The organism is Exiguobacterium sp. s140 (genome assembly GCF_018617035.1).
Lineage (GTDB): Bacteria > Bacillota > Bacilli > Exiguobacteriales > Exiguobacteriaceae > Exiguobacterium > Exiguobacterium profundum.
Window position 1 is genome coordinate 587944 of sequence record NZ_JACSJK010000001.1, and the last position, 25934, is coordinate 613877.

The 25934-nt window shown below is 48.5% G+C and carries 25 protein-coding genes and 1 tRNA gene; 20 read left to right on the top strand and 6 right to left on the bottom strand.

Annotation, left to right across the window (positions count from 1 at the left end; all coding sequences use genetic code 11):
* Nucleotides 1–6: 6 nt before the first annotated feature.
* Nucleotides 7–432 carry a GNAT family N-acetyltransferase gene (locus KNO61_RS03060; protein ID WP_047795266.1) on the bottom strand — a complete coding sequence of 142 codons (426 nt, stop codon included), beginning with the start codon at nucleotides 430–432 and terminating at the stop codon, nucleotides 7–9.
* A 115-nt stretch (nucleotides 433–547) separates the two neighbouring features.
* On the opposite strand from KNO61_RS03060, the gene KNO61_RS03065 reads away from it, so the two are divergent.
* The 5 genes from KNO61_RS03065 to KNO61_RS03085 all read left to right on the top strand — a co-directional run bounded on the left by KNO61_RS03065 (nucleotide 548) and on the right by KNO61_RS03085 (nucleotide 5115).
* Nucleotides 548–1093 carry a glycerol-3-phosphate responsive antiterminator gene (locus KNO61_RS03065; RefSeq protein ID WP_214684134.1) on the top strand — a complete coding sequence of 182 codons (546 nt, stop codon included), beginning with the start codon at nucleotides 548–550 and terminating at the stop codon, nucleotides 1091–1093.
* A gap of 36 nt (nucleotides 1094–1129) precedes the next feature.
* Nucleotides 1130–1837, top strand: a complete 708-nt coding sequence (locus KNO61_RS03070; protein ID WP_214686868.1) for an SDR family NAD(P)-dependent oxidoreductase — start codon at nucleotides 1130–1132, stop codon at nucleotides 1835–1837.
* A 100-nt stretch (nucleotides 1838–1937) separates the two neighbouring features.
* Nucleotides 1938–2786: an HD domain-containing protein gene (locus KNO61_RS03075; RefSeq protein ID WP_214872590.1), complete on the top strand. Its 849-nt coding sequence runs from the start codon at nucleotides 1938–1940 to the stop codon at nucleotides 2784–2786.
* Between the two features lie 188 nt (nucleotides 2787–2974).
* A complete protein-coding gene (locus tag KNO61_RS03080; protein ID WP_031423558.1) occupies nucleotides 2975–3964 on the top strand; it encodes a sodium:calcium antiporter in 990 nt (329 codons plus the stop codon).
* 89 nt (nucleotides 3965–4053) lie between these two features.
* Nucleotides 4054–5115 carry a bifunctional glycosyltransferase family 2/GtrA family protein gene (locus KNO61_RS03085; protein ID WP_214757328.1) on the top strand — a complete coding sequence of 354 codons (1062 nt, stop codon included), beginning with the start codon at nucleotides 4054–4056 and terminating at the stop codon, nucleotides 5113–5115.
* Nucleotides 5116–5138: 23 nt separating this feature from the next.
* Here the strand turns inward: KNO61_RS03085 and KNO61_RS03090 are convergent, their stop codons facing one another.
* From KNO61_RS03090 to KNO61_RS03100, 3 genes are all read right to left on the bottom strand, one after another.
* On the bottom strand, nucleotides 5139–5705 hold the full coding sequence (locus KNO61_RS03090) for a 3'-5' exonuclease (protein ID WP_012726407.1): 567 nt from the start codon (nucleotides 5703–5705) through the stop codon (nucleotides 5139–5141).
* Between the two features lie 61 nt (nucleotides 5706–5766).
* The gene (locus tag KNO61_RS03095; RefSeq protein WP_012726406.1) at nucleotides 5767–6099 is read right to left on the bottom strand and encodes a four-helix bundle copper-binding protein; all 333 of its coding nucleotides are present in this window, start codon (nucleotides 6097–6099) and stop codon (nucleotides 5767–5769) included.
* 112 nt (nucleotides 6100–6211) lie between these two features.
* A tRNA-Ala gene (locus KNO61_RS03100) sits at nucleotides 6212–6284 on the bottom strand.
* 123 nt (nucleotides 6285–6407) lie between these two features.
* Between KNO61_RS03100 and KNO61_RS03105 the strand changes: the two genes are divergently transcribed.
* The 5 genes from KNO61_RS03105 (at nucleotide 6408) to KNO61_RS03125 (ending at nucleotide 11350) form a co-directional block, all read left to right on the top strand.
* Complete coding sequence (locus KNO61_RS03105; protein ID WP_078146990.1) at nucleotides 6408–7271, top strand: GRP family sugar transporter; 864 nt, start codon at nucleotides 6408–6410, stop codon at nucleotides 7269–7271.
* Between the two features lie 207 nt (nucleotides 7272–7478).
* Entirely contained in the window at nucleotides 7479–7898 is a 420-nt protein-coding gene (locus KNO61_RS03110) for an SRPBCC family protein (RefSeq protein WP_214757326.1), read from the top strand.
* 168 nt (nucleotides 7899–8066) lie between these two features.
* On the top strand, nucleotides 8067–8750 hold the full coding sequence (locus KNO61_RS03115) for a hypothetical protein (protein WP_214757324.1): 684 nt from the start codon (nucleotides 8067–8069) through the stop codon (nucleotides 8748–8750).
* Nucleotides 8751–9000: 250 nt separating this feature from the next.
* A complete protein-coding gene (locus KNO61_RS03120) occupies nucleotides 9001–9786 on the top strand; it encodes an SDR family NAD(P)-dependent oxidoreductase (RefSeq protein WP_251028270.1) in 786 nt (261 codons plus the stop codon).
* Nucleotides 9779–11350 (top strand): AMP-binding protein, encoded by a 1572-nt coding sequence (locus tag KNO61_RS03125; protein WP_214872593.1) that lies wholly within the window; start codon nucleotides 9779–9781, stop codon nucleotides 11348–11350. The genes KNO61_RS03120 and KNO61_RS03125 overlap by 8 nt, the downstream gene beginning before the upstream one ends.
* Nucleotides 11351–11757: 407 nt before the next feature.
* On the opposite strand, the gene KNO61_RS03130 is transcribed toward KNO61_RS03125, so the two are convergent.
* Nucleotides 11758–12378, bottom strand: a complete 621-nt coding sequence (locus KNO61_RS03130; protein WP_214872595.1) for a YesL family protein — start codon at nucleotides 12376–12378, stop codon at nucleotides 11758–11760.
* 27 nt (nucleotides 12379–12405) lie between these two features.
* Nucleotides 12406–13530: a GntR family transcriptional regulator gene (locus tag KNO61_RS03135; RefSeq protein WP_031423568.1), complete on the bottom strand. Its 1125-nt coding sequence runs from the start codon at nucleotides 13528–13530 to the stop codon at nucleotides 12406–12408.
* A gap of 367 nt (nucleotides 13531–13897) precedes the next feature.
* Between KNO61_RS03135 and KNO61_RS03140 the strand changes: the two genes are divergently transcribed.
* The 10 genes from KNO61_RS03140 (at nucleotide 13898) to KNO61_RS03185 (ending at nucleotide 25925) form a co-directional block, all read left to right on the top strand.
* Nucleotides 13898–15247: an ABC transporter substrate-binding protein gene (locus KNO61_RS03140; RefSeq protein WP_031423570.1), complete on the top strand. Its 1350-nt coding sequence runs from the start codon at nucleotides 13898–13900 to the stop codon at nucleotides 15245–15247.
* A 68-nt stretch (nucleotides 15248–15315) separates the two neighbouring features.
* A complete protein-coding gene (locus KNO61_RS03145; RefSeq protein WP_021066211.1) occupies nucleotides 15316–16212 on the top strand; it encodes a carbohydrate ABC transporter permease in 897 nt (298 codons plus the stop codon).
* 72 nt (nucleotides 16213–16284) lie between these two features.
* Nucleotides 16285–17127 (top strand): carbohydrate ABC transporter permease, encoded by an 843-nt coding sequence (locus tag KNO61_RS03150; protein WP_031200025.1) that lies wholly within the window; start codon nucleotides 16285–16287, stop codon nucleotides 17125–17127.
* 68 nt (nucleotides 17128–17195) lie between these two features.
* A complete protein-coding gene (locus tag KNO61_RS03155) occupies nucleotides 17196–18596 on the top strand; it encodes an arabinan endo-1,5-alpha-L-arabinosidase (RefSeq protein WP_214872597.1) in 1401 nt (466 codons plus the stop codon).
* A 16-nt stretch (nucleotides 18597–18612) separates the two neighbouring features.
* Nucleotides 18613–19923 (top strand): arabinan endo-1,5-alpha-L-arabinosidase, encoded by a 1311-nt coding sequence (locus KNO61_RS03160; RefSeq protein WP_214872598.1) that lies wholly within the window; start codon nucleotides 18613–18615, stop codon nucleotides 19921–19923.
* 281 nt (nucleotides 19924–20204) lie between these two features.
* Nucleotides 20205–21902: a ribulokinase gene (gene araB, locus KNO61_RS03165; protein WP_214684154.1), complete on the top strand. Its 1698-nt coding sequence runs from the start codon at nucleotides 20205–20207 to the stop codon at nucleotides 21900–21902.
* The gene (gene araD / locus KNO61_RS03170; protein ID WP_031423581.1) at nucleotides 21896–22594 is read left to right on the top strand and encodes an L-ribulose-5-phosphate 4-epimerase; all 699 of its coding nucleotides are present in this window, start codon (nucleotides 21896–21898) and stop codon (nucleotides 22592–22594) included. The genes araB and araD overlap by 7 nt, the downstream gene beginning before the upstream one ends.
* Nucleotides 22595–22628: 34 nt before the next feature.
* Complete coding sequence (gene araA / locus KNO61_RS03175; RefSeq protein ID WP_214684155.1) at nucleotides 22629–24116, top strand: L-arabinose isomerase; 1488 nt, start codon at nucleotides 22629–22631, stop codon at nucleotides 24114–24116.
* A 44-nt stretch (nucleotides 24117–24160) separates the two neighbouring features.
* A complete protein-coding gene (locus KNO61_RS03180; RefSeq protein WP_214872599.1) occupies nucleotides 24161–25684 on the top strand; it encodes an alpha-N-arabinofuranosidase in 1524 nt (507 codons plus the stop codon).
* Between the two features lies 1 nt (nucleotide 25685).
* Nucleotides 25686–25925 carry a DUF6171 family protein gene (locus tag KNO61_RS03185; protein ID WP_143404767.1) on the top strand — a complete coding sequence of 80 codons (240 nt, stop codon included), beginning with the start codon at nucleotides 25686–25688 and terminating at the stop codon, nucleotides 25923–25925.
* Nucleotides 25926–25934 lie beyond the last annotated feature (9 nt).

The window sequence follows — 25934 nt, forward strand, 5'->3', positions numbered from 1 at the left end:
CGCCAATTAGCTTTCTCTTTGATTCCATTGATACTCCATTCCGACGGATTCAGGTCGTGAGTAATCAAAACCGAACTGTCGATACAACCCATCGGCTGGAATGTCTGCGATTAAACTAATGATGGCCGTTTCATCCGCTTCTTGTAAGATCCAGTCCATCAAATGCTCCATGATTAATTTTCCGAGTCCAAGACCCTGGCACTCCGGGTCTACGACGATATCTACTAAATGGAATACCATTCCGCCGTCACCGACGACACGTCCCATTCCGACAATCTCATCATCTAAGTATAAACAAATCCCAAAAAGCGTATTTTGAAGTCCTTTCACCGTGCCTCGATCAGAACGTCGTGGCATCCCCGCCTTCACGCGTAACGCTTGGTGTTGTTCTGGAGTCGGTGTTTCGACTTTTACAGTCACTTCATTGACCATACTCAAATCCCCCTCTGCACAAGTTGATTTTATTTTCCCGATATATTGAATGAGTAAACCTTGATTTTAAAAATACGCTATCTGCATAATGAGAAAGAGACAGGGGGAATAGTTGATGATCAATGGTCAATCCATCTTACCGGCGATACGGGACATGCGGGATTTAGAGCGGTTTTTATCGAGTGATTTCGAATTAGGGGTGTTACTAGAGATTCATATGAGCCGATTAGACTCCATCTCCAAATTATTGAGGAAGCATGATAAAAAAGTGTTCATCCATATGGATTTGATACAAGGTATGAAGGCCGACGAGTATGCGACGGAGTATGTCTGTCAGACGTTAAAACCGTTCGGCATCATCTCGACAAAAGGAAACGTCATCGTCAAGGCAAAGCAAAATGATGTGGTCACTGTGCAACGTTTATTTTTAATTGATTCCACCTCATTAGAGAAAAGTATCAAACACATTGAACGTTCAAAACCAGACTATATTGAAGTACTGCCAGGCATTGTGCCGAAGTATATTCAACGTGTGAAGGAGAAGACGGGGATACCCGTTTTCGCAGGTGGGCTGATTGAAACAAAGGAGGAAGTCCAGGCGGCACTTGATGCGGGAGCGAGTGTGATCACGACTTCGAATCGAAAACTATGGTCCGACTAATCGAGATTTGGGTATACAGTCTTTTAGGAGGGATGAATGATGACAGACGTGATGATTGTAACAGGAGCTAGTCAAGGAATTGGTTATGCGATTGCACAAGCTTTCGTAAATCAGTATGAAGTGATCGGGCTAGACATTGGAGATGATCCGGATATCGAAGGGTTACGCTTTTATCAAGTAGACCTTGGAGACACGTCTGAACTTAAGCGTGTCTTTGACGATATTCACAACGAATTTGGTCGAGCCCATGTGTTGATCAATAACGGAGGGATCGCCTCGCTAGTCAAGCCGATTGATGAGCTTGAGATTGACACGTTCAAGCGAGTCATCGATGTCAATTTAGTCGGGACATTTAGTTGTGCGAAATACTTTTTAGAACTGAATCAAGGTGAGTCGTACGGAAGAATCGTCAACATGGCCTCGACACGTGCCTTCCAGAATGAGCCGCATTGGGACGCATATGGTGCATCTAAAGGAGGCATCGTTGGATTGACCCATTCACTCGCCATCTCATTAGGCGATCGCCCCGTGACAGTGAATGCAATCAGTCCAGGATGGATTCATACGTCCGATGAGGCATTACGCGAGATTGATCATGAGCAGCACCCATCAGGACGGGTCGGTGAACCGGAAGATATCGTCCGCGCTGTGCAGTACTTGATTGACCGTCAAAACAGTTTTGTGAACGGTCATAATCTTGTCATCGATGGGGGAATGACGAAAAAAATGATTTATGAAGAATGATGCGACAATATACCTAAAACTGGTCAGAATTTAGGTTATTTATACCTAATTCCGGGTAAGGGATAGAAGAGTTTTCATCCGGAAGAAGGAGGATTGTGACATGAATCCACTCGTTGAAGAAGCACTGCGTTTTTCGTCTATTCGTCACGGAGGACAGTATCGAAAAGGTTCAACCATTCCATATTTGTCACATCCATTCTCGGTCGCCATGCTTCTTGAGTCCGATCATCAAGCACCGGCAGTGGTGGCGGCAGGATTGCTTCATGATTTGGTTGAGGACACGAAGACAGACCCACAAGAAATCTTATCAAAATTCGGTTCTGACGTTCACAGGCTCGTTCTCGCGGTCTCGGAGAAAAATCGTGAAGAGTCGTGGGAACAGCGAAAACGGATGACACTTCAACAGGTGCAGTCACTTCAATTTGATGAAGTCGCACTTCTCGTGGCGGACAAGCTACATAATCTCCGCTCCATCCGTTATGATCTTGAGATGGAAGGGACGAAGGTGTGGCAACGTTTTAAACGGCCGATGCGGGACCAATCGTGGTATTACCATGAGTTGCTGTCAGCATTTGAACCATTTCGGAGCTCGACAGACCTGATTGGCTTGTATGAACAAGAACTCCATCTATTGTTTTACGGTGAGAAGAATGCGAAAGATCGAAAAGTGGCAAGACTCCTCGAATCCATGTTGACTTATTTCATCGAGGACGAATGGTTGCAAGAATCGGCACCACTGTGTCAAACGGCATATGAATTAAGAGAGATTGTTGCGCGAGAGACGATTGATGACGAAGAGATTGTGTGCTTCCGAAAACGACTTCACGAAGCGGGTTGGATCACGCCATTGTTACCCGAGAAGCTCGCGGGGATGCAAGAACTCGCATATCGGACGGCTCTCGACCCACAGGAGCTTCTCGCGCTCATGCGCCGCTCGATTGTCAACTAGTTCTCTTCATGCTATAGTCAAAAGGAAGATAAAAAGGGGAGTAGCGACCACAGTTGTGGTCGATGGGTCGTCATTACAGTGCATACGCACTCGGTCCATCGAGCTTTTACAAGTCCGCAAGACCTTTTTATGGGCGTTTTTGTCGTCCATAAAAAGGTCTTTTTTGTTTACCCAAGGAGGAGGAAAAAATGGTATTTGTTTATTTCTTACTGGCCGCGGCCATCACCGTCTACGCCGCCATCAAATTGTCAACGTACGCCGACGTCATGACTGAAAAGTCGAAAATGGGCGGGATGCTCGTCGGTACAGTTTTATTGGCAGGAGCGACGTCGCTCCCGGAAGTGACAACGAGTATATCGGCTGTCATGATTGACAACCCCGACATTGCCATCGGGAACATGCTTGGGAGTAACCTATTCAATATCTTTATCTTAGCGATGTTCGACCTATACTTCCGACAGAAGCAATTGTTCAACTATGCGAGTCGGGACCACCTGTACACGGCCGGACTTGGGTTACTCTTGACCGTCACGACGTTGATTGCTTTGATCGTTCGCGTTGATATGACGTTTATCGGAATCGGAGTCGACGCGCTCTTGATTGCGATTCTATACGGTATCGGAATCTACTATATCGGGAAACAACCGACAGAGCCGGTCGCGGAGCATGAAGTCGAAGAAGAAGTGGTCGTCGGTAAATATGAAGAGATCACGCTGAAACGTGCGGTCTTTGGATTCATCATTGCTGCAATCGTAATCATGGCGGCAGGAACAGCCCTTTCCATCACAGGTGATCAAATTGCCGTTGTCACAGGACTCGGTTCTAGTTTTGTCGGTAGCTTCTTGATTGCAGCATCGACGTCACTCCCGGAAGCGGTCGCTGTGTTCATGGCGCTCAAACTACGTAATGTCAACTTGGCATTCGGTTCGATTCTCGGCTCGAATATCTTCAACATGTTGATTATCGCCATGTCAGATGTCTTCTATCGGAATGGATCGATTCTCGCAGATGTCTCGACGTCACACCTCGTATCTGCGGTCGGAATCACCATCCTATCGATCCTCGTCATGTATAGTGTGCTAAGACAAAATGTCACGTCGAAGGTACGTTATGTGATTCCTTCGTTACTCGTTGTCGTTGTCTATTTCGTTTCGTCTTACTTGATCTTTATCGGGTGAGTACATGCATCAGCCTTAGGGCTGATGTTTTTTTATTGGGAATGAGAATTCATTGCTTCGGGTATAGAGGAATTGAAGGAGGGGTGGCGATGCAGATGCATGAAGTGGAAACACGCCAAGCGTATTCGATTTTGATTCCGGCCTATAACCCTGATGAGGCACTCGTCACACTCGTGGAGAAGTTAAGGGCGAGTGGGTTTGCGAACATCATTGTGGTCAATGACGGTAGTAACGAATCGTCGGTAGGCACATTTGATAAGATTGCATCATTTGTCGACCAAGTGTTAACGCACGAACAGAATCAAGGGAAGGGAGCAGCAATCAAGACGGGGTTACGGTATGTGGTGGACACATATCCGGATAAAACGGGGGTCATCACGGTCGATGCCGACGGGCAGCATTTACCGCAAGATGTCGTCAGCGTCTATGAGGAAGGGTTGAATAAACCACATCATCTCATCATGGGATGTCGAGATTTTAGCGGAGATGCGATTCCGTTCCGGAGCCGATTCGGCAATCAGGCGACACGGCTCGTGATGTTGATTGGGAGCGGGCTGAAGTTAAAAGACACGCAGACGGGACTTCGAGCCATCCCGATGCGATACGCCAGGCAACTGCTTGACATTCCTGGAAATAGATATGAGTTCGAGATGAATATGCTCACGTTCACGAAACGATTGCAGGTACCGATTCAACAAACGACCATCCAGACCGTATATGAGAATGAAAATGATTCATCCCATTTTAGACCGATTCTCGACTCGATTTTAATTTATCGGATGTTTTTGATGTATTCGTTATCCTCTGTCGCCTCGTTCCTTGTCGACGTAGGGATGTATGCGCTCTTTATTTATTTATTATCCCCATACTTCGATACGGCTCACGTCGTCATCGCGACGGTCATCGCTCGAATCATTTCCTCTCTCTTCAATTATCTCGTTAATCGAAAAGTAGTCTTCGATTCGAAGGCGCGGCGGTCTCTTCCGAAATATTTTAGTCTCGTCGTGCTTCAAATGGCCGTTTCAGCACTCCTTGTTTATCTCTTGTTTCTCTTGCTCAGACAAGGCGAGGTCATCCTAAAAGTAGTCGTCGATAGTTCTCTCTTTTTCGTCAGTTATTATGTCCAGAAGAGATGGATTTTCAAAAAATAACCGGTCATGATTTCATGACCGGTTTAATATGCGAGCGTTCCTGTTTTCACGGACGTATAGCGATGTAATTCTTTTGGGCTTGTGATGCCGGTTTTTTGCATCATGTCTCGCATAAGTAGCGCGCATACGCGAGCATCTTCCGCAGCATCATGATGAATAAACGGCACGTTCAAGTGTTCTGCCATCGTGTTCAACTTATGGTTCGGGAGTCCTGGATACAGTTTACGTGACAGTTTGACGGTGCAACCGTACTCGATTGTCGGGAAATCGAATAGATCATATTTCACAATCGCCTTTCTCAAGGCACCCATGTCAAATGAAGCGTTATGTGCGATGACGAGGTCCACTTCCCGTAAAATCGGGTAAAGAGAGGAAAGTACTTCCGGTAATGCCGGTGCATCCCACACGTCACTCGGACGAATGCCATGGACGCGGATGTTACCCATATCAAAGTCTTCCTCGGGATTGACGAGTCGCTGGTCGGTTTCGACCACATCACCATTTTGAAGGATGCTCCATCCGACAGAACAGATGCTGCGACTATCACGGTTAGCTGTCTCCACGTCAAGTGCGAGAATGGTATGGTTCATAGTTTACCTTCTTTCGTAAGCAATAAAAAAAGTCTAACAGAAAGTTAGACGAATGTCGTGCTTAAGCGGCAACAAGTGTTCGGCAAGCTTCCGCACAACGCTCACATGCTTTGGCACAGGCTTGGCAATGGTCGTGCTGGTGTCGTCCGCATTCAACCGCACACGTATCACAGACTTGGGCGCATAAAGCAACGATTGGTTTTGAAAAGGCTGAATCTGTTTCTAAGGCATTTAAAGCTAAAGTACAAATGTCTGAGCATTCTCGAGTCAGGCGGATGCATTCGGTGAACATGTGTAAATCCTCTTCTTGCAAACTTTTTGAGAAGCAGTGGTTGCATGCGCGCATGCATTCGATCACGCTCGTCAATGTTTCTTCTACAGATGTACGTTCCATCAAAATTCCCCCTTATATGAAAAAGTCTAACTATCATTACCCGTTCAGAAAGAGGTTGAATCGCACCATACCAATAAAAAAGCCACACCTCATTCGAGATGTGACCAATTAATGGAGCATAGGGGGCTCGAACCCCTGACCTCTACGCTGCCAGCGTAGCGCTCTCCCAGCTGAGCTAATGCCCCGTTCGAAATCATTATATCATCGTAGTATTCGACATGGCAATTCCCTTTTTGAATTTAGGTTTATAAAATTGGAGACGTGGGAATTTCATGTTAGACGTTATATTAAGAAAGCAGGTGTGCTTCATGGAAATGATTCTTTTGGCACTCTTACCGGCACTCATGTGGGGAAGTATTCCACTCATCGTGTCGAAAGTAGGAGGAAAACCGATTCAGCAGTTAATCGGAACGACCATCGGGGCGATGATTATGGCAACAGTGATTGCCCTCGTCTTCCGACCGGAGTTCACGACACTCGCCATCGTGACCGGATTTATCTCAGGGGCGTTCTGGGCGCTCGGTCAATATTTGCAGTTCCAATCGTTCCAAATCTTAAGCGTCTCCAAAGCGATGCCAATCAGCACGGGGATGCAACTCGTTGGGACCTCTCTCTTTGGGGTCATCGTACTCGGGGACTGGCAGACATCGACGGAGCTATGGTTAGGGTTTTCAGCGCTCGTCTTGATCATCATCGGGGCGACTATGACTTCTTACCAACAGAAGAAAGATCAGGACAGTGCCGGTGCGTTGAAAAAGGGTTTACTCGTCCTATTCGTTTCGAGTATTGGTTACGTCACGTATGCCGTCTTGACGAACTACTTTGAAGTAGAAGGGATCACCGCGATTCTTCCACAATCCGTCGGGATGTTCATCGCGGCACTTCTGTTCAGTCTTCGTGAAAAGGACGTCAAGAAACTGGATCCACGCACATTCAAAAACATCTTGGCGGGGATCGCCTGGGGAATAGGGAACTTCGGACTTTTCGTTTCAAGCGGAGAAGTGGGGATTGCGACTTCGTTCGCCTTATCCCAATTGAACGTCGTCGTGGCGACACTTGGTGGGATCTATCTCTTGAAAGAAGAGAAGACGACAAAAGAACGCGTCTTTGTTTTCATGGGAATCGGGTTGATTGTCGTCGCTGGATTTATGCTTGGGATTGCCAAGAGTTAAGTTTCAATGATGAAATGAAAAGAACCTTGAATGAACTCGATTTTGAGTGCCACTCAAGGTTTTTGTTTTAAGTATCTTTCAATCGTTGAAATGAGAGCAGGAGAAGATGTGATTGATAGGGAAGTAATCTCATATTGCGTTCGTCATATAGGACGGGCAGCGCATTCGTGATTGATCAAAAATTGTAGAATAAAGGGGAAACGAATCATGGAATCAAATGTCGTGACGATATCAACGCTCGTCGATGCACCAATCGACACAGTCTGGAAATTCTGGACAGAACCTGAACATATCAAACAATGGAATCATGCGTCTGACGATTGGCATACGATTGAGGCGGAGAACGACTTACGGGTCGGCGGGAAGTTTCGTAGTCGAATGGAAGCGAAAGATCAGAGCATGGGCTTTGATTTTGAAGGGGTATATGAGGAAGTTGAAGAAAATGAGCTCATTCAGTATCGCCTTGAGGATGAACGGAGAGTCAGAATTTCATTTACTTCTGAAGGGGATCAGACGAAGGTGGTCGAGGTGTTTGATGCGGAATCGATGAATCCGGTTGAAATGCAACGACAGGGATGGCAGGCGATTCTCGATAATTTCACTAGATATGCGAATGGTAAAAAATAAGGAAATGAATGATGAAATATTAATTCAGCAGTATACATTTCATGTTGAAGGTGTATACTGCTGTTCGTTGTATAAAAACAAAATTTTTCATAATGTTGTTGTTGAGTGATGAAGTGTAGTTTGTCATTTTTGGATTTAAAAAATGAATACAGGGCGAGTTGAAAATATATGAGAGAAGTAAGGCTTAGTTTTAACTTTTTTCACGACTTACAGAATGAAAAATGGGCATTACAGATGCTACATATCTTCGAAACGTTTCAGATTGAAATCGGAAAGATGGGATTTTACGAACCACTTAGAACTGAGTTTTCGAATGACACCTTTCTGAAGATGTGGACAGAAGGCAACGATGATTTTTACAGCTTTATTTGTCGATTAAAAAATAGTAAAGGTTATCTCAACATTCATAATTTGAAAGATGGGTTACCAGGAAATGTTGGTTTCGTTTTTGTGATCAGCAAGACAAATTTTCTGAATGAAAAGGACAAATGGATTCGGTTATTTGATCGAATTTGTCGAGAGTGGGGTCCATTCCAAGCATCAATATCTAGAAGGATTGAAGAACGAGAGGATCTCATGTACGAAACAGGTTTTTCTAAAGTTAAGGAAGTGGAATGGCTTAATTATTGGAGTGATGAATTGTTGTACGTGAATTCAGTTTCTATTCCAAATGAGGTCGAAGACTATAATTGTTATGATGGAGTTGCATTTAACAAAGGGTATGTATTCCAGTTGATGAATTTGATTGATGATCCCTCGTACTATCAGCTATCTGAAATGATTAAAGCCATGATTGGTCCAAACTTCTTTTATAAATGTAGTGAAGATTTAGATTTGCTAGATTTTTTGTAGTCATTGAAGTAATTAAGGCTGACGTTCATCTTGGGAACTTCATTTTCTGTTCGTTAAATTGTTACATATCATTTGGCATTACATGTATACAAGAGCAGTAATTTTACTTCTAAACATACAGATTTATTTAGTTCGTGATCGTTCTATTGTAAAAATCAAAAAAGGTGCTGTCTATATGTATGACTACACGTTACTAGAGAGACTCCTATTCCGATTTCCTTCCTTCGATCATCAGAAAATGAAGTCAGCGTTGGATCGGAAAACGGTATTGATTACTGGAGCGAGCTCAGGAATCGGGCAGGCGTTCGCTTTTTTACTAGCGGATACAACCGCGCATCTGATTCTCGTTGCCCGTAGAGAATCAGACATGAACGCCATGAAGTCTGAAATCGAAAAGGGGTCAGCCACGGTGACCGTGTTCCCGGCAGATCTTCGAATTGAAGAGGAACGGAATGGTTTGCTGGCGTATCTCCATCAACTACCGGACGGATTGGATGTTCTCGTCAGCAATGCTGGAATCTCCATCAATCGTCCCATCACTGAGTCACTCGATCGATACCATGACTTCACACGGACGATGGCAATCAATTATTTTGCTCCCGTACAATTGATTTTGTCGCTCATTCCGGTGCTCGAAAAGAAGAACGGGCAGATCGTCAATGTGTCGACCATCAATGTGTTACTTCATCCTTTTCCTCACTGGGCAGCCTATCAGGCATCAAAAGCCGCGTTCGATACGTGGTTTCGCTCCGCGGGTCCGGAACTCACAATCAAAAATATATCCACGACGACTCTATATCTACCGCTAGTAAAAACTCCGATGATCAAACCGACGCTGGCTTATCAGCATTCACCTGCCATGTCACCGGTACATGTGGCAGAATTAATCGGACATGCCTTGTATACGAAAGGAACAGTATATAAGCCGTGGTGGTTGTTCCTCGGTCAAGTAGCATCACTTGTTTTCAGAAGACCGATAGACTGGATGGTCCCTGCATTCCTTAAGAGAAAGGAGCGTGACAATAAGAATGGTTAAGTTATTGAAAGTCTTGTCGCAGCTCCAGTTTCTATCACCATCGAATCTAGGCCGTCTGTTCGTCGCAATCCGTCAAAATGGAATCAACTTGATGCTTCTTTTTACATTGACTGAAAGAGCAGGGAGTCAAAAAACGGCTTTAGTGGATAGCCGAGAAACAGTGACGTATCTAGAGCTAAAGTCACGCTGTGAACACCTCGCTTATCATTTCGCTAATCAGTATGGGGTTAAAAAGGGACAAAAAGTTGCGTTTCTCTGTCACAACCACTCGTCTTTCGTACAAGGGATGTTTGCGGCTTCACGACTCGGTGCAGACATCTACATGCTTCATTCATCGATGAGTCAACTGCAGTTCAACCGACTCGTAGAAGAACAGCCATTCGATCTTTTGATTTACGATGATGAGTTTGAAAACTTAATTGAAAACTCGTCTTACGAACGTTCGACATTTGTCAGCTATCATGAGGAAAAGGTATCAATCAATAGTCTATCGGATTCGAAGCGACATAAAAAAGGAAAGCTTCCGGCCGCCTCGAGCGGGAAGATTGTGCTATTGACCGGCGGTACTACCGGAAAACCGAAACAAGTGACTCATAAACCATCCCTCTTTCACTTTCTGGCTCCATTCGCAGCTCTAATGAACCGATTGCAGTTGCCGTCATTCAATACTGCTTATATTGCCACCCCGATTTACCATGGCTACGGCATCGCCATCCTTTTATCTTTTCTCGCGCTAGGGAAACAGGTCGTCATTCAGGAGAATTTTGATGTGCAGAGAGCCTGTGACCTCATTCGGCGACACAAGGTAGAAGTGGTCACGGTCGTCCCGCTCATGATCCATAAAATGTTACGACACGATCCAACATCACTTCATTCTCTCGCTTGTATTGCTTCCGGTGGTGCGAAGCTTCATCCCGTTTTAGTCCGTGAAGTTCATAACGAGTTAGGGAACGTCTTATACAATCTATATGGAACATCGGAAGCGGGCTTGAATCTGATCGCCACACCAGAAGATTTACAGTATGATGCGAACACGCTCGGGAGAAGGATTCCGGGAGGGGACTTACAGGTAGTGAAAGATGGAGCGAAAGTCGAGCCGGGCACCATCGGGGAATTTTGCATACGAAATAAGTGGTCCATGCAAAGCAGGAAGAACCGCTGGATTCAAACGGGTGATGTCGGATACCGGGATGAGAACGGCTATTATTTTTTGTGTGGACGAACAGACGACTTGATCATCTCGGCAGGAAACAATATTTATCCTGGGGAAGTCGAGACGGTTTTGCGCGACCATCCGAATGTCGAGGACGCCGCCGTCGTCGGGATAGAGGATGTGTACGCCGGTCACATCTTGAAAGCATACGTACAGTTATATGATGAAAAATTGACAGAAGAAGAACTGGTGAGCTGGTTGCGCGAACGACTGACAACTTATCAGCTTCCACGAGAAATCGTGTTTGTGAAGGAGTTGCCTTACACAGCGGTTGGAAAATTGGATAGGAAACGACTTGAGGTGATCAAGTATGTTGAAGTGTGGAACTATAAGTGGCATATAAAGGAATGAAGAGACATACATAGTTTATTAGGGAGCACATTTTTCTAAAGCCTACTTATGAATACGAAGGGTTGCTTGTTGTAGTCTAATGAAATCAGCTTCTTTCAGTAATGAAGGACTGAACTATGTTTTCGAAAAGACTAAAGTGTCTCTTCGTTCTGATTCATTGTCATAATGCAAAATATAATGTAAGTCGCCAAAAACTGGAGTATCCTCAATAAAGTCATTAACGGAAAAGCCCAATTGCTTTGCCTCCTCACTAACTAAGAACTGTATTATTCATTTTGAATAGAACTTAAACAACCTAAAGAAGTGATTTGGTCATATTTATTGAAATTGACAGATGAGTAAACTATTCTTCTTAGACTCAAATAAAAAACCATCTACTTTGTTAAAGTAGATGGAAAAAATCAATATTACGTGGAGTCGATATCGATATGATTATTCGTTATAGTACGATTTAATTGGTGGAGATATAGTTTCGTTTTTAGAAAAACGATGAACGAAAATCCGAACAACAAGTAGAGTGGTGACCGGTACGCGAGCATACCGAGTGCTGTGAACAACAAGAGCGCGAGCGCGACAATATAGCCGTATCGTATGATGCTGAATAACGCCAACTTCAAGGCATCCATCGTCTTCATATCGTAGTGCGTCAAAATCGGAAATAGGAATAACGACAGGGAGATGAAGACAAATCCAATCACGAACAGACCTGCGAAGAGAATCGTCTGCCCTGTATGGATTTGCCGAATGATTAAAAAGTCGATCAATAAGACGAATACAAACAATGTCCAGGCTATACCGAGCTTATAATGACGGCGCACTCCTTCATTAAAGAAGCGGAAGTAGGCGCGGAACACGCTGTAATCTTGGTTGATCGACCATTGCCTTGTGACGGCATGTAAAGCGTACAAGGCCGGGAACAACGTGATGACAGGCAGAATGCTCAGTAAGAAGACCACGTTCAGTTGCACCAGGCTGGTGACAAATTCGAGCGCTTGGAATAGCTTGTTGTGTTCATGTTTTAAATTCATGAGGACCTCCAAGAAGTTAGCAGAGAATCAGCCTAATTTAGATTCGAGACGGTTATAGGGTGCAGTCGAGTTGCGGACGATCAATTCGGGTTCATACGTATGTGACGGTGGCATCTCTTTTTTCTCGACGGCCGCGATAATCCACTCGGCTGCGGCACGCCCCAATTCTTGCTTCGGGTGGATGATCGAAGTCAGTTTAACCTCTGTCGCGACGGCAAGCACCGAGTCGTCATATCCGACGAGTGAGACGTCTTGCGGGACAGAGAGGCGTAGATTTCTCAACTGGTCCAACACGTTAAGGGCGAGTTGGTCGTTATAACAGACAATTGCACTCGGCCGTTCGTCCGCGTTCTCAAACACTTGATGAATCACGTCATAAAAAGAGGGCACAAGTTCTTCTGTCGTATACGTTATAATTAATTCTGGCTCTAGGGGGAGATTGTATTCCCGGAACGCGCGTATAAAGCCGCGCATCCGATGGACCCCTTGAAGGTCATCTGTTTTGAAAAGTCCCATGATGCGCTCATGGCCAAGTTTGATGAGATGTTCGGCAGCCAAGAACCCACCCTTCTCGTCATCCATGATCAAATAAGGGGGCGTCAACTGCGAATAGTATTGGTTAATCATCAAATAAGGCGTATGCTGTTGTTCGAGTTCTAAATAATATTTGATGTTTGGATTATAGCTACTGCTCTTCGTCGGCTCGACGATTAACCCATCAATTTGACGATCTAACATCATCTCGAGGCATTGCCGTTCTTTCTCGACGTTGTTATCCGTACAAGATAAGGTCAATGTATATCCTTTTGAAGCCAAGTGAGATTCAATCCCCCGGATGATAGACGGGAAGATATAATCAGACATGTAGGTCGTGATGACACCGATGTTTTTACCGTTGCCTAAACGTTCAATCGCCTGGGGAGCCGAGGTCGGAAGGACCGGGGAGCAATACGTGCCCGAGCCTTGTTCACGGTAAAGATAACCTTCGTTCACTAGTTCTCCTACAGCTTGTCGAATCGTATGACGGCTCACTCCAAATGATTGGACCAATTCATTTTCAGAAGGAATTTTTTCACCTGGTCTTACCGTTCCATCTTTTATCCATTCAAGAATATGATCTTTAACCATATTGTACTTTGTGCGTTGTGCCATCTGGCGTCCCTGCTTTCTCTCGTGTACGTCGAACAACTCATACGTACAAGATATGATCTTACATATATATTAACAAACAAATGTCCTGTTTACTATGAATAAGCAAAAATAGCACCTGAATTTTCTATGAATATGTACGGATGAAATATAAAAATACATAAAAATCAAATTGACATGTCCGAACGTGTGTAATAGACTCAAATTGTACAGAAAACGCTTTCATTGCTAATTAAATTGGTTTCTTGGCTAGTGAATGTATAGTGTCGTGTGGGCTTCATTATACAGCTTGCTTTTTTATTTAATTCAACATGTACGTACATCTTCGTCATCTTTTGCACATGAATATATACTGATGGAGGAATTCACAATGAATCGTAAATCGAAAAAAATGTTTGCGTTAACGATGTCAGCCCTGATGACAACTTCTTTGGCGCTCGCCGGCTGTTCGGGAGACGAGGCAGGCGCTGACGGGAAAGTTGAATTGACATTTATGTTCCGTGGAAATCCAGAAGAGTTAAAAGCCTACCAAGCGACGGTGAAACGTTTTGAAGAAGCCAACAAAGACGTGAAAGTAACGATGGTCCAGACAGCCCCGGATCAGTACGATACAAAACTCAAATCGGCCATCGCAGGTCGCAAAATCCCAGACGTCTTCTTCTATAATCCTGCCCAAGTGAAAGCATACGTAAATTCGGGCGTGCTACTCGATATCACTGAAGCGGTTGAAACTTCAGAAGACGTCAAGTTGGACGACATTTGGGAGAAGGGTGTCGACAAATATCGTTTCGATGGGAAGACGCTCGGAGAAGGCGCGATTTACGGACTACCGAAAGACTTAGGTCCGTTCGCACTCGGCTACAACAAGACGATGTTCGAAGATGCGGGCATCCCGCTACCGGATAAAGACAAACCATATACATGGGATGAGTTCGTGGACGTAGCCAAACAGTTGACGAAAGACACGAACGGTGACGGGAAGATGGATCAGTACGGCACTGGCTTCAACGTAAACTGGGCCCTTCAACCGTTCGTCTGGAGTAATGGAGCGGACTGGATCAATGAAGATGGTACGAAAGTGACAATCGATGATCCGAAGTTCATCGAAGCGTTGCAATTCTTCGTCGATCAACAGTTGAAACACGGGATCACACCGTCAATCGGCGAAACACAGACGCTCGACACGTACCAACGTTGGCTGAAAGGTCAGCTCGCCTTCTTCCCAGTCGGACCGTGGGATATGGCAGCATTTAAAGAACAGTTGAAATTCGAGTACGACTTACTTCCATGGCCAGCCGGTTCAACCGGTAAAGCGTCAGGATGGGTGGGGTCACTCGGGATCGGCGTCGGGGCGACGACGAAACATAAAGAAGAAGCGGCAGAGTTGGCGATGTACTTGTCTGCGGACCAAGAAGGGCAACAAGCGCTCGTAGACGCGCAAGTCCAATTGCCGAACAGTATGGAAATCGCAGACAACTGGGCAGCTGATACGTCAATCAAACCAGATAACAAACAAGAGTTCCTTGATTTAATCAACGATTATGGCCGCGGGTTCCCGGCTGAGAAAACATACACGGCAGAATGGTACGACGAGTTCTTCAAAAACATCCAGCCTGTCCTAGACGGTAAAACGTCGGTCGAAGACTATGTGAAGACGGCGCAGCCGAAGATGCAGAAATTGCTCGATGCGGCGATCGAACAAGAGAAACAGGCGAATTGATCAGAGAGTCGAAACGGGGTGGCGATGTTCGCCACCTGCGTCTCTGACGTTGAAAGGATGGAAGGATAATGAAGACAAAATCGATTTCCAAGTTATATCGAACTGAACAGCGGTACGCCTACCTGTTCGTTGCAGCACCGGTCATTGGGTTCTTCCTCTTCGCGTTCGTACCGTTGATGTATTCTGTTTACGGCGCTTTCACGAATTGGAACGGCCTCGGTCAAATGAAATTTATCGGGTTTGAGAACTTCGTTAACTTGTTCCAAGATGAATATTTTTATAAATCAATGTACAACACGCTCTTTATGATGATTGGGATCCCAATCGGAATCGTTCTCGCGCTGCTGCTTGCCCTCGCGTTGAATCGAAAGATTTTTGGGACGGACACGTTCCGCGTGATTTACTACATTCCCGTCATCTCGTCGATTGCTGCCGTCTCGATTTTGTGGCAATGGGCGTATAACGGGGACTACGGATTGGTCAACCAATTCCTGGCTTTGATCGGGATCGACGGGCCAAACTGGCTCCAAAACACCGATACCGTCAAACCCGCGCTCATCCTCATGGCGATTTGGAAAGGGCTCGGCTACACGATGCTCCTTTACTTGGCGGCGCTCCAAAGTGTCCCGAAATCATTTTATGAGGCAGCGAAACTCGATGGAGCCAACGCGTGGCAAAGCTTTTGGCATATCACGCTCCCGATGGTCAAACCGGTCACGTTCTTCATCATCGTGACGAACATCATCGGAGGAGCGCAAATCTTCACGGAAATCAACGTCATGACACCAACCGGGGGTCCTGAGTACTCGTCTGCCTCTGCGGTCTTCTACATTTGGCAAAAATCGTTCGGGAACTTCCAACTCGGTTACGCTTCGGCGATGGCGCTCGTCCTCGGGCTCTTCATTTTCATCGTCACGTTGCTCCAATTCCGGATGAATGAAAAATCATCGTTCGATCTTGATTGAGCGATTCGCGTATAGGAAAGGAGAATGACCATGCAATTAGCTCTCTCACGGAAAAAAGAGAACGTGGAAACGATGTCGGTGAAGAAGAAGGATCGGATCACGGATTTCTTCATCTTTATCTTCCTGTCCATCGGAGCGGTCGTCATGATCGCGCCGCTGCTCTGGATGGTATCGACGTCGCTAAAATCAAAAGAGGATGTGTTCGCGCTCCCTCCGGTATGGATCCCGACCGATATTTCGTTTAGCAAGTACACGGAAATTTGGAGCATGGGCCCGCTGTTGTCCGGGATATCGAACAGTTTGATCGTCGCGTTATCCGTCACAATCGTCGGAACGTTCACGTCGAGCTTGGCGGCGTTCGCCTTCGCGAAGTTGAACTTCAGAGGCAAGAATAAAATCTTCCTGCTCTTGTTCGCTTCTGTCATGATCCCTTACCCGGTGCTCATGATTCCCCAGTTCATGATGTTCTCGAGCATCGGCTGGGTGGATACGCTGTTACCGTTGATCGTGCCTGGACTGTTCGGGAATATTTTCATGATTTTCTTCTTGCGCCAATTTTTGAACAGCATCCCGAACTCGATTATCGAGGCGGCCAAGATTGATGGCTGCTCGTACTTCCAAATCTTCTATAAGATTATCTTCCCATTGATCAAGCCGGCCGTGGCCGCGCAATTGATTCTTTGGTTCATGGCAATCTGGAACGACTACCTCGGGCCGATTCTGTATTTGAACTCGCCGGAGAAACAGACGCTTCAACTTGTCATCGCGAACTTTAACGCATCTTATGCAATTCAAAGTGATTATCCGTTAATCATGGCCGCGTCCGTCGTGGCGTTACTCCCGATGTTAATCGTCTTCATGATCTTCCAAAAACAGATCATCGAGTCGATTGCGATTTCTGGTGTGAAGGGCTGAGGTGTGACAAGACAGAGGCACCCGTCTTTTTTAGGCGGGTGCCTTTTTGATGGAGGAAGGAGATTGACATGAAAAAAATAATGGTCTGGATGGCGTTGCTCATTGTCGCGGTCGGAGGTGTTTTCTTCTGGCAGACGACGAGTGCGTCAATCGATGAGTCGGTACTCCCGAAAGCGCCGTTTGATCAAAAGGTGGAAGATGTGACGCCAGACGTGCTCAACAAAGAGAGCGAGTGGACGACGAACTTTACGCATGACGGGGCAATCTTTAAAGATGGTGACACGTACTACGTTTTCTCGACGGATTACATGGTGGGTGGTCCTCCGACGCCCGGTATTCAAATTCGTAAATCGACCGATCTCATTCACTGGGAGTTCGTCGGCCGTGTGTTCGATCAAGTGTCTGAAGAGGCGTTCGCTTGGGCCGGTGGGAATACGTTCTGGGCCCCGGCGATCACAAAAATCGGAGATCGGTTCCACTTGTACTATTCCGTATCAGGGGTCGGGATCCGCACGTCGTACATCGGGCTAGCGACCGCGTCAACGATCGAAGGGCCTTGGGAAGACGAGGGCGCAGTCGTGACGTCGAAAGACGGGGACGGGGGTGTCGCCAATGCGATTGACCCTCATGTGACGCAAGATGCGTCAGGCAAATGGTGGATGGCGTATGGGTCGTACTTTGGTGGGATCTTTTTGACGGAGATTGATCCAGGCACTGGGAAGCGAGTGGACGAATCATCAGAGGGAACGTTGCTCGCCAAACGGAAAGACATGTCGATGGGCATCGAAGGACCGGAAATCTTGTATAACGATGAGACAGGTTATTACTACTTGATGGTGTCGTATGGTTGGTTAGAAGATACGTACAACGTCCGGATCGGTCGCTCGAAGTCAATCGCGGGACCGTACGTCGACTCGCGTGGTCGCGACTTACGGGACGAATCGGATGAGTCATTTGATACGGGCGTGAAAATCGTGGGTTCGTATCGTTTCGAAGGAGATGACGGATACGTCGGGACCGGGCATTCGGCATTTTTACAAGACGGGACTGACACATTCGTGTTGCATCAGGCGCGACCGAGTGAAGACATCTATTGGTCACAGTTGCACGTCCGAAAAGTGTATTGGACGAAAGACGGTTGGCCGGTCGTCTCGCCCGAGCGCTATGCAGGTGAAGGAGACGTCGAGGTCGACGACGCCCATCTGGTCGGGGACTGGGACGTCATCACGTTCCCGCGATTCGACGATGGACAGCAAGCCTCGAGCACGTTGACGTTGGAACGAGGCGGGAAGCTCGAAAACGGGGACGGGTCTTGGCGATTGAACGGTTCGGTCCTCGAGGTCGAAGTCGGACAAGAGACGTATGAGACGCAAGTCGGTGCGGCTTGGGATTGGGAGAATTGGCAACCGACGATCATCTTCACAGGTCTGAGCGAGGACGGCACCGCCGTATGGGGCAAAAAACGATAAAAGGAGAAACGGAAACATGCAAAAAATGAACGGTCCGAAACGAGAAGAACGTTATCTGCTAGAGCGATTGACGAACGAAACGATGTGGGGCACGCACAACGCCCACGATCCCGCCTCGATCAAAGTCGGGGACTGGTATTACGTGTTCTCGACGGATGCAGCCCACGGGCATCAAATCAACGGGGGGATTCAAGTGCGCCGCTCAAAGGATTTGATCCATTGGGAATACGTCGGCTTGGCGTTTGAAGAACTTCCGCACGAGGCTGTGGAATGGACGGGGGCGCCGGGGCTTTGGGCACCGGAAGTTGTGTTCATGGGTGGTCGTTACGTCATGTACTATGCGGCTTCACAGTTCGGGCAGACGCAGTCCTATATCGGTGTCGCCAGTGCGGAAACGATAGACGGACCGTGGCAGGATCACGGGCTCGTCGTGAAGAGCGAGGCTGGGACGTCAGGACCGAACGCGATCGATCCGAATATTACGTTCGATGCGCATGGAGAACCTTGGCTCGTCTACGGTAGCTTCTTCGGTGGGCTGTACGTGTTCCCGATCGATCCGGAGACCGGGAAGAAACGTCCGGGGAGTGAGGAGACGTTGATTGCGAAACGTCACCAAAGCGTTGAAGGGGCAATCGAGGGACCGTATATCGTCTATCGGGAGGCGGATCGCCATTATTACTTGTTCGTCTCGTACGACTCCCTATTCAAGGACTATCACATCCGTGTGGCCCGCTCGACTTCGATCACCGGACCGTACGTCGATTTTGATGGGAACGTCATGACCGACCTCGAAATCGACTCCCAACAAGTCGGCATGAAGATTTTAGGGGGCTATCGGTTCGGGGCTGGGGAAGGTTGGGTCGGTCCCGGTCATAACTCCGTCTTGCATGACGGGGACAAGGATTATCTCGTCCATCACGTCAGAGGTGAGCAGGACCCGCACTGGCACGAACTGCATATCCGCAAAATTATCTGGACGGAATCGGGCTGGCCGCTCGTATCTCCGCAACGATATGCCGGGGAAGAAGAACGGCCCATCGAGATGGAGGAACTCGTCGGGGAGTGGGAGTGGATCTACATGGACCGGACGAAACATGACGTCCTGCCTTCAAGTAAGATTCAACTTCTAGCGGACAGGACTTTCGTGACAGAGTATGGCGAACGAGGCCGTTATGAGAAGCTGACGGATACGACCATCAAACTCTACAGTCCTGAAAGGATCACTTGGCATATGTTACCGGGCTGGGACTGGGAGAATTGGCGAGAGACGCTCGTGTTCGCGGGATTGTCTGACCGAGGGCACGTTTTTATCGGCAAACGACTGTAAATATCCGTACAACTTATCGCAGTCTCTTTAAAGATGAATGTCACAGTTTTTTCAGAACTGACGCAAAAATGTTCAGATAAAATGTTGAAAACAGTTGATTAATTTAAAATAGTTGATACAATCAAGGTATAAGTTATACGTACAACTTGATTGTATATTTTTGTTTTCTGTACGAATCAGACATGTTATTTGAATAGTTGTACGGATGAAAATACAAGAGTGCCCACACACTTTATTTTTTTTCATCCTATATGTAAGCGCATTCTTTTGGAGGTAGGGTGATGAATATGGCCAACTATACAATCGGCGTCGACTACGGGACGCAATCAGGACGTGCGGTCCTCGTCGACGTAGCGACAGGTCGAGAAGTGGCGACCGCGGTCAAACCGTACACACATGGCGTCATGGATGAATATTTACCGGACGGAGTGACCCGTCTCGAGCATGATTGGGCACTCCAACATCCGCAAGACTATTTAGAAGTATTAGAACTTACGATCCCGGCCGTCGTGAAAGAGGCGGGGATCATGCCGGACCAAGTTGTTGGACTCGGCATCGATTTCACAGCCTGCACGATCTTACCGATTGACGAACACTTGAACCCGCTTTGTTTCCATGAGGAGCATCAACAAAACCCGCACAGCTACGTGAAGCTTTGGAAGCACCACGCCGCGCAAGACGAGGCGGACGAGTTGAACCGCATCGCAGCGGAGCGGGGCGAAGACTTCTTGAAACGCTATGGCGGGAAAATCTCATCGGAGTGGATGATCCCGAAAGTGTGGCAAATCCTGAACGAAGCACCAGCGATCTATGAAGCGGCGGACCAGATTCTAGAAGCGACGGATTGGGTCGTCTCCCAGATGACAGGTCGCGTCGTTCGGAACAGTTGCACAGCTGGATATAAAGCCATTTGGCATAAACAAGACGGCTACCCGTCAAACGAGTTCTTTAAAGCGCTCGATCCGCGGCTAGAGAACGTTGTCGAAGAGAAACTAACGCGCGACATCGCACCAATCGGGTCCAAGGCGGGTGAACTGACAGAGGCGTTCGCCGCGCGAATCGGACTCCTTCCAGGCACGGCCGTCGCGGTCGCGAACGTCGACGCCCACGTGGCGGTACCGGCTGTCGGAATCGCCGAACCGGGCAAGATGCTGATGGTCATGGGCACATCGACGTGCCATATCCTACTCGGTAAAGACGAACAAGTCGTCCCAGGCATGTGCGGTGTCGTCGAAGACGGTGTCATCCCAGGATTGATGGGCTATGAAGCTGGCCAATCGTGTGTCGGGGACCATTTTGAATGGTTCACCGAGACGTGTGTCCCAGGACATTACGTCGAAGAGGCCGCCTTGAAAGGTATCGGCATCCATCAGTTGTTGACGGAGAAAGCAGCCCGTCAACGTGTCGGGGAGAGCGGTCTCATCGCCCTCGACTGGTGGAACGGGAACCGATCGACGCTCGTCGATACGAATTTGACGGGTGCCCTACTCGGAGCGACATTGCTCACGAAACCAGAAGACATTTACCGGGCGTTGATTGAAGCGACGGCGTATGGGACACGGACGATTGTGGAAGCGTTCCGGAACAGCGGTGTTCCTGTGCATGAAGTATATGCAGCCGGCGGAATCGCCGAGAAGAACGCCCTCATGATGCAAATCTATGCGGACGTGTTGAACATGGAAATCAAAATCTCCGCCTCCTCGCAAACGCCTGCCCTCGGGTCGGCCATGTTCGGGGCGGTGGCGGCCGGTGCGGAGCGAGGCGGTTACGCCACGATCACGGAAGCGGCAGCGAAGATGGGCCGTGTCAAAGAAGAGACGTACAAGCCGATTCCGGAAAACGTCGCGACGTATGATGCTCTGTTCGCCGAATACACGAAACTATACGACTACTTCGGTCGCGGTGAAAACGATGTGATGAAACGCTTGAAAAAAATCAAAGCCGAAGCATCACGCGTGAAGGAGGAACCGGTATGGTAAGCCGTCATTTGAAGGAAGCCGTGCTCGAAGCGAACTTGGCCCTCCCGCAACACGGCTTGGTCACCTTCACATGGGGCAACGTCAGTGGCATCGACCGGAACGCCGGATTGGTCGTCATCAAGCCGAGCGGTGTCCCTTACGAACGATTGACCGTGGAAGACATGGTCGTCGTCGATTTGGAAGGTAACGTCGTCGAAGGCGAGCTTCGCCCCTCATCAGACACACCGACCCATCTCGCGCTCTATCGGTCTCTCCCTGAGATTGGCGGGGTCGTGCATACCCATTCGCCATGGGCGACGAGCTGGGCACAGGCGAAGCGGGCGATCCCGGCGTTCGGAACGACACACGCCGATTACTTTTATGGCGAGATTCCGTGCACTCGAGAATTGACAGACGAAGAGATCGCAACGGCGTATGAGCTCGAGACCGGCCACGTCATTTTAGAGACGCTTGACGAGTTAATGCTCGAAGCAGTCGCCGTACCGGGCGTGCTCGTGGCCAATCACGCACCGTTCTGCTGGGGCAAAGACGCGAATGAGGCGGTCCACAATGCGGTCGTCCTCGAGGAAGTCGCGAAGATGGGACTTCACGCCTTGAACTTGAACCCTGGCCTGACACCGATTAAACAGAGCATCTTAGATAAACACTATTTGCGAAAACATGGGGCGAACGCATACTACGGCCAAAAATGACCGGAACTTCGCCCTCACATTAGGGGGACTTTGGATGTTGACAGCAAAAACATATGAATTTTGGTTCGTGACAGGAAGCCAAATGCTTTACGGCGAAGACGTGCTTCGTCAAGTGGAGGATCATTCAAAAGAGATGGTGGCTGGACTTGATGCGGCCGACGTCTTCAGCGACCGGATCGTCTTCAAGGGAGTCGTCAAAAATGCAGAAGAGATCCGTCAGATGATGCTTCAGGCGAATGCGGACGACTCATGTGCGGGCGTGATCACCTGGATGCACACGTTTTCGCCATCGAAGATGTGGATCAGTGGCATGCGCGTCCTACAAAAACCGTTGCTCCATTTCGGTACACAGTTCAATCGCGACATCCCTTGGGATGCGATCGATATGGACTTCATGAACTTGAACCAATCGGCGCACGGCGACCGGGAACACGGATTTATCACGAGCCGGATGAACGTCAAACGCAAAGTGCTTGTCGGGCACTGGGAAGACGAGACGACACGCGGCAAGATGGCGAGCTGGATGAAAGTCGCTCATGCGTTGGCCGAAAGCAAAGTGTTAAAAGTGGCTCGTTTCGGTGACAACATGCGCAACGTCGCCGTGACGGAAGGCGATAAAGTCGAAGCGCAGATTCGCCTCGGTTGGACGGTGGACGGATATGGTGTCGGTGATCTTGTCGCATATATGGACGCCGTGACCGACACAGATCTCGATGCGCTGATGGACGAATACGCGTCTCGTTACGAACTGACGAATAAAGGGATGGCGGAAGAGGAGTTCCTTGATTCGGTCCGTTACCAAGGCCAGATTGAACTCGGTATGAAAGCCTTCCTCGAGGCAGGAGGATATACCGCCTTCACGACGACGTTTGAAGACTTGCACGGCATGAAGCAGTTACCGGGTCTCGCCGTCCAACGCTTGATGGAGCAAGGCTATGGCTTTGCCGGAGAAGGTGACTGGAAAACGGCAGCATTGGTCCGTCTCATGAAAATCATGTCGAACAACGAGCGGACCTCGTTCATGGAAGATTACACGTACCACTTCGAGCCGGGCAACGAGATGGTGCTCGGCGCTCACATGTTGGAGATTTGTCCGACGATTGCGGCCGATCAACCAAGAATCGAAGTCCATCCGCTCGGTATCGGCGACCGGGAAGCACCGGCCCGGATCGTCTTTGAAGGACAGAGCGGCAAGGCGTTGAACGCGAGTATCATCGATCTCGGCCATCGCTTCCGTCTCCTCGTCAACACGGTCGAAGGCATTCAGCCGGAAGAGGCGATGCCGAACTTGCCGGTCGCACGCGTTCTTTGGAAAACAGAACCTTCGATGGCGCAAGCGGTCGAAAACTGGATTCAAGCCGGTGGGGCGCACCACACCTGCTATTCGTATGAAGTGACGACCGACCAACTACGGGACTTCGCGGAAATGCTCGACGTTGAAATCGCTGTCATCGATGCCAAGACGGAGACGGTCCAATTTAACAACGAACTACGTTGGAATGAACTTTACTATCGACCATAATCTAAAGGGCCACTTCGTTGGCCCTTCTTCATGGAGGAGATACAATGAACAACCAACTCATCAAACCGACGCACGTGACGACAGGGACGACACAGCTCATCGTCAATGCCGACTTAACCAAAGGGACGATCAGCAAGCACATTTATGGTCATTTCGCCGAGCATTTAGGTCGTTGTATTTATGAAGGGCTCTGGGTCGGTCCTGAGTCGCCGATTCCAAACACGGATGGCATTCGCAACGACGTGCTCGCCGCCTTGAAGAAATTGAACATCCCGGTCCTCCGTTGGCCGGGCGGCTGTTTTGCCGACGAGTACCACTGGAAGGACGGGGTCGGTCCGAACGAGAACCGAAAACGGATGGTCAACACGCATTGGGGCGGGGTCGTCGAAAACAACCACTTCGGTACGCATGAATTCATGCGCCTCTGTGAGCTGCTCGAGTGTGAACCGTACATCTGTGGGAACGTCGGAAGCGGAACGGTGCAAGAAATGTCGGAATGGGTGGAGTACATGACGTTCGGTGGCGAGTCACCGATGTCGAACTGGCGACAAGAGAACGGCCGGACCGAGCCGTGGGAACTCACGTACTTTGGCGTCGGGAATGAGAACTGGGGCTGCGGCGGTAACATGCGCCCTGAATATTACGCGGACCTGTATCGCCGCTACCAGACGTACGTCCGCAACTACGACGGCAATAAACTCTATAAAATCGCCGGTGGGGCGAACATTGACGACTATAAATGGACAGAGGTCCTGATGCGGGAAGCAGGGACGATGATGGACGGGCTCAGCCTCCATTACTACACGATCCCAGGTGACTTCTGGTTGGGCAAAGGCTCGGCTCTCGATTTCACGGAGGACGAATGGTTCATCACGTTGAAGCGCGCCCTCCATATGGACGAGTTGATCACGAAACACGGCCAGATCATGGACCAGTATGACCCAGAAAAACGTGTCGGCTTGATCGTCGACGAGTGGGGCACGTGGTTCGATGTGGAGCCGGGGACGAACCCAGGTTTCTTGTATCAACAAAACTCGATTCGGGATGCACTCGTGGCTGCGGTCCACTTCAACATCTTCCATAACCATAACGACCGCGTTCATATGGCGAACATCGCTCAAATGGTCAACGTGTTGCAGGCGATGATTTTGACAGAAGGAGACCGATTCATCCTCACGCCGACATACCATGTGTTCGAGATGTACAGCGTCCACCAAGACGCCGAACGCGTCGAACTCGCCGCGCACACACGTAACTATGTGGCCAAAGATGAAGCCATCCCGGCCGTGAACGCCACCGCTTCGCGAAATGCGGAAGGTGTGCTCCACATCAGCCTCTTCCAACTCGACCACGAGCAAGGCGATACGGTCGAAATCGATTTACGGGGAATCGGCGCCATCTCTGTCGTGTCGGCCCGGATTTTAACGGCAGACCATTTGAACGCCCACAATACGTTCGAACAACCTGACCTCGTCTCACCACGGGACCATGACGTGACCGTCACGGAAGACGGCAAGCTCGTCCTCGACGTGCCAGCGATGAGCGTCATCACCATCGCGGTCCGCTGAGATGACAGTGGCGAAGACGCGGCGATGTCGGACCTGTCCACCGCAAACGACAGATCATGACTGGCTGTTGACCATCGATGCGGAAGTCATGGAGCAGGTGTCGGATACGGAATATGAGGCACGCCTCACCCATTGCGCGGCTTGCCCGTTCCAGCAACAAGATACTTGCTTGAAATGTGGGTGTTACGTCTCGTATCGGGCACGACTCGCGACGAAGCACTGCCCAGTGAACGTTTGGTAAAAAGGAGTG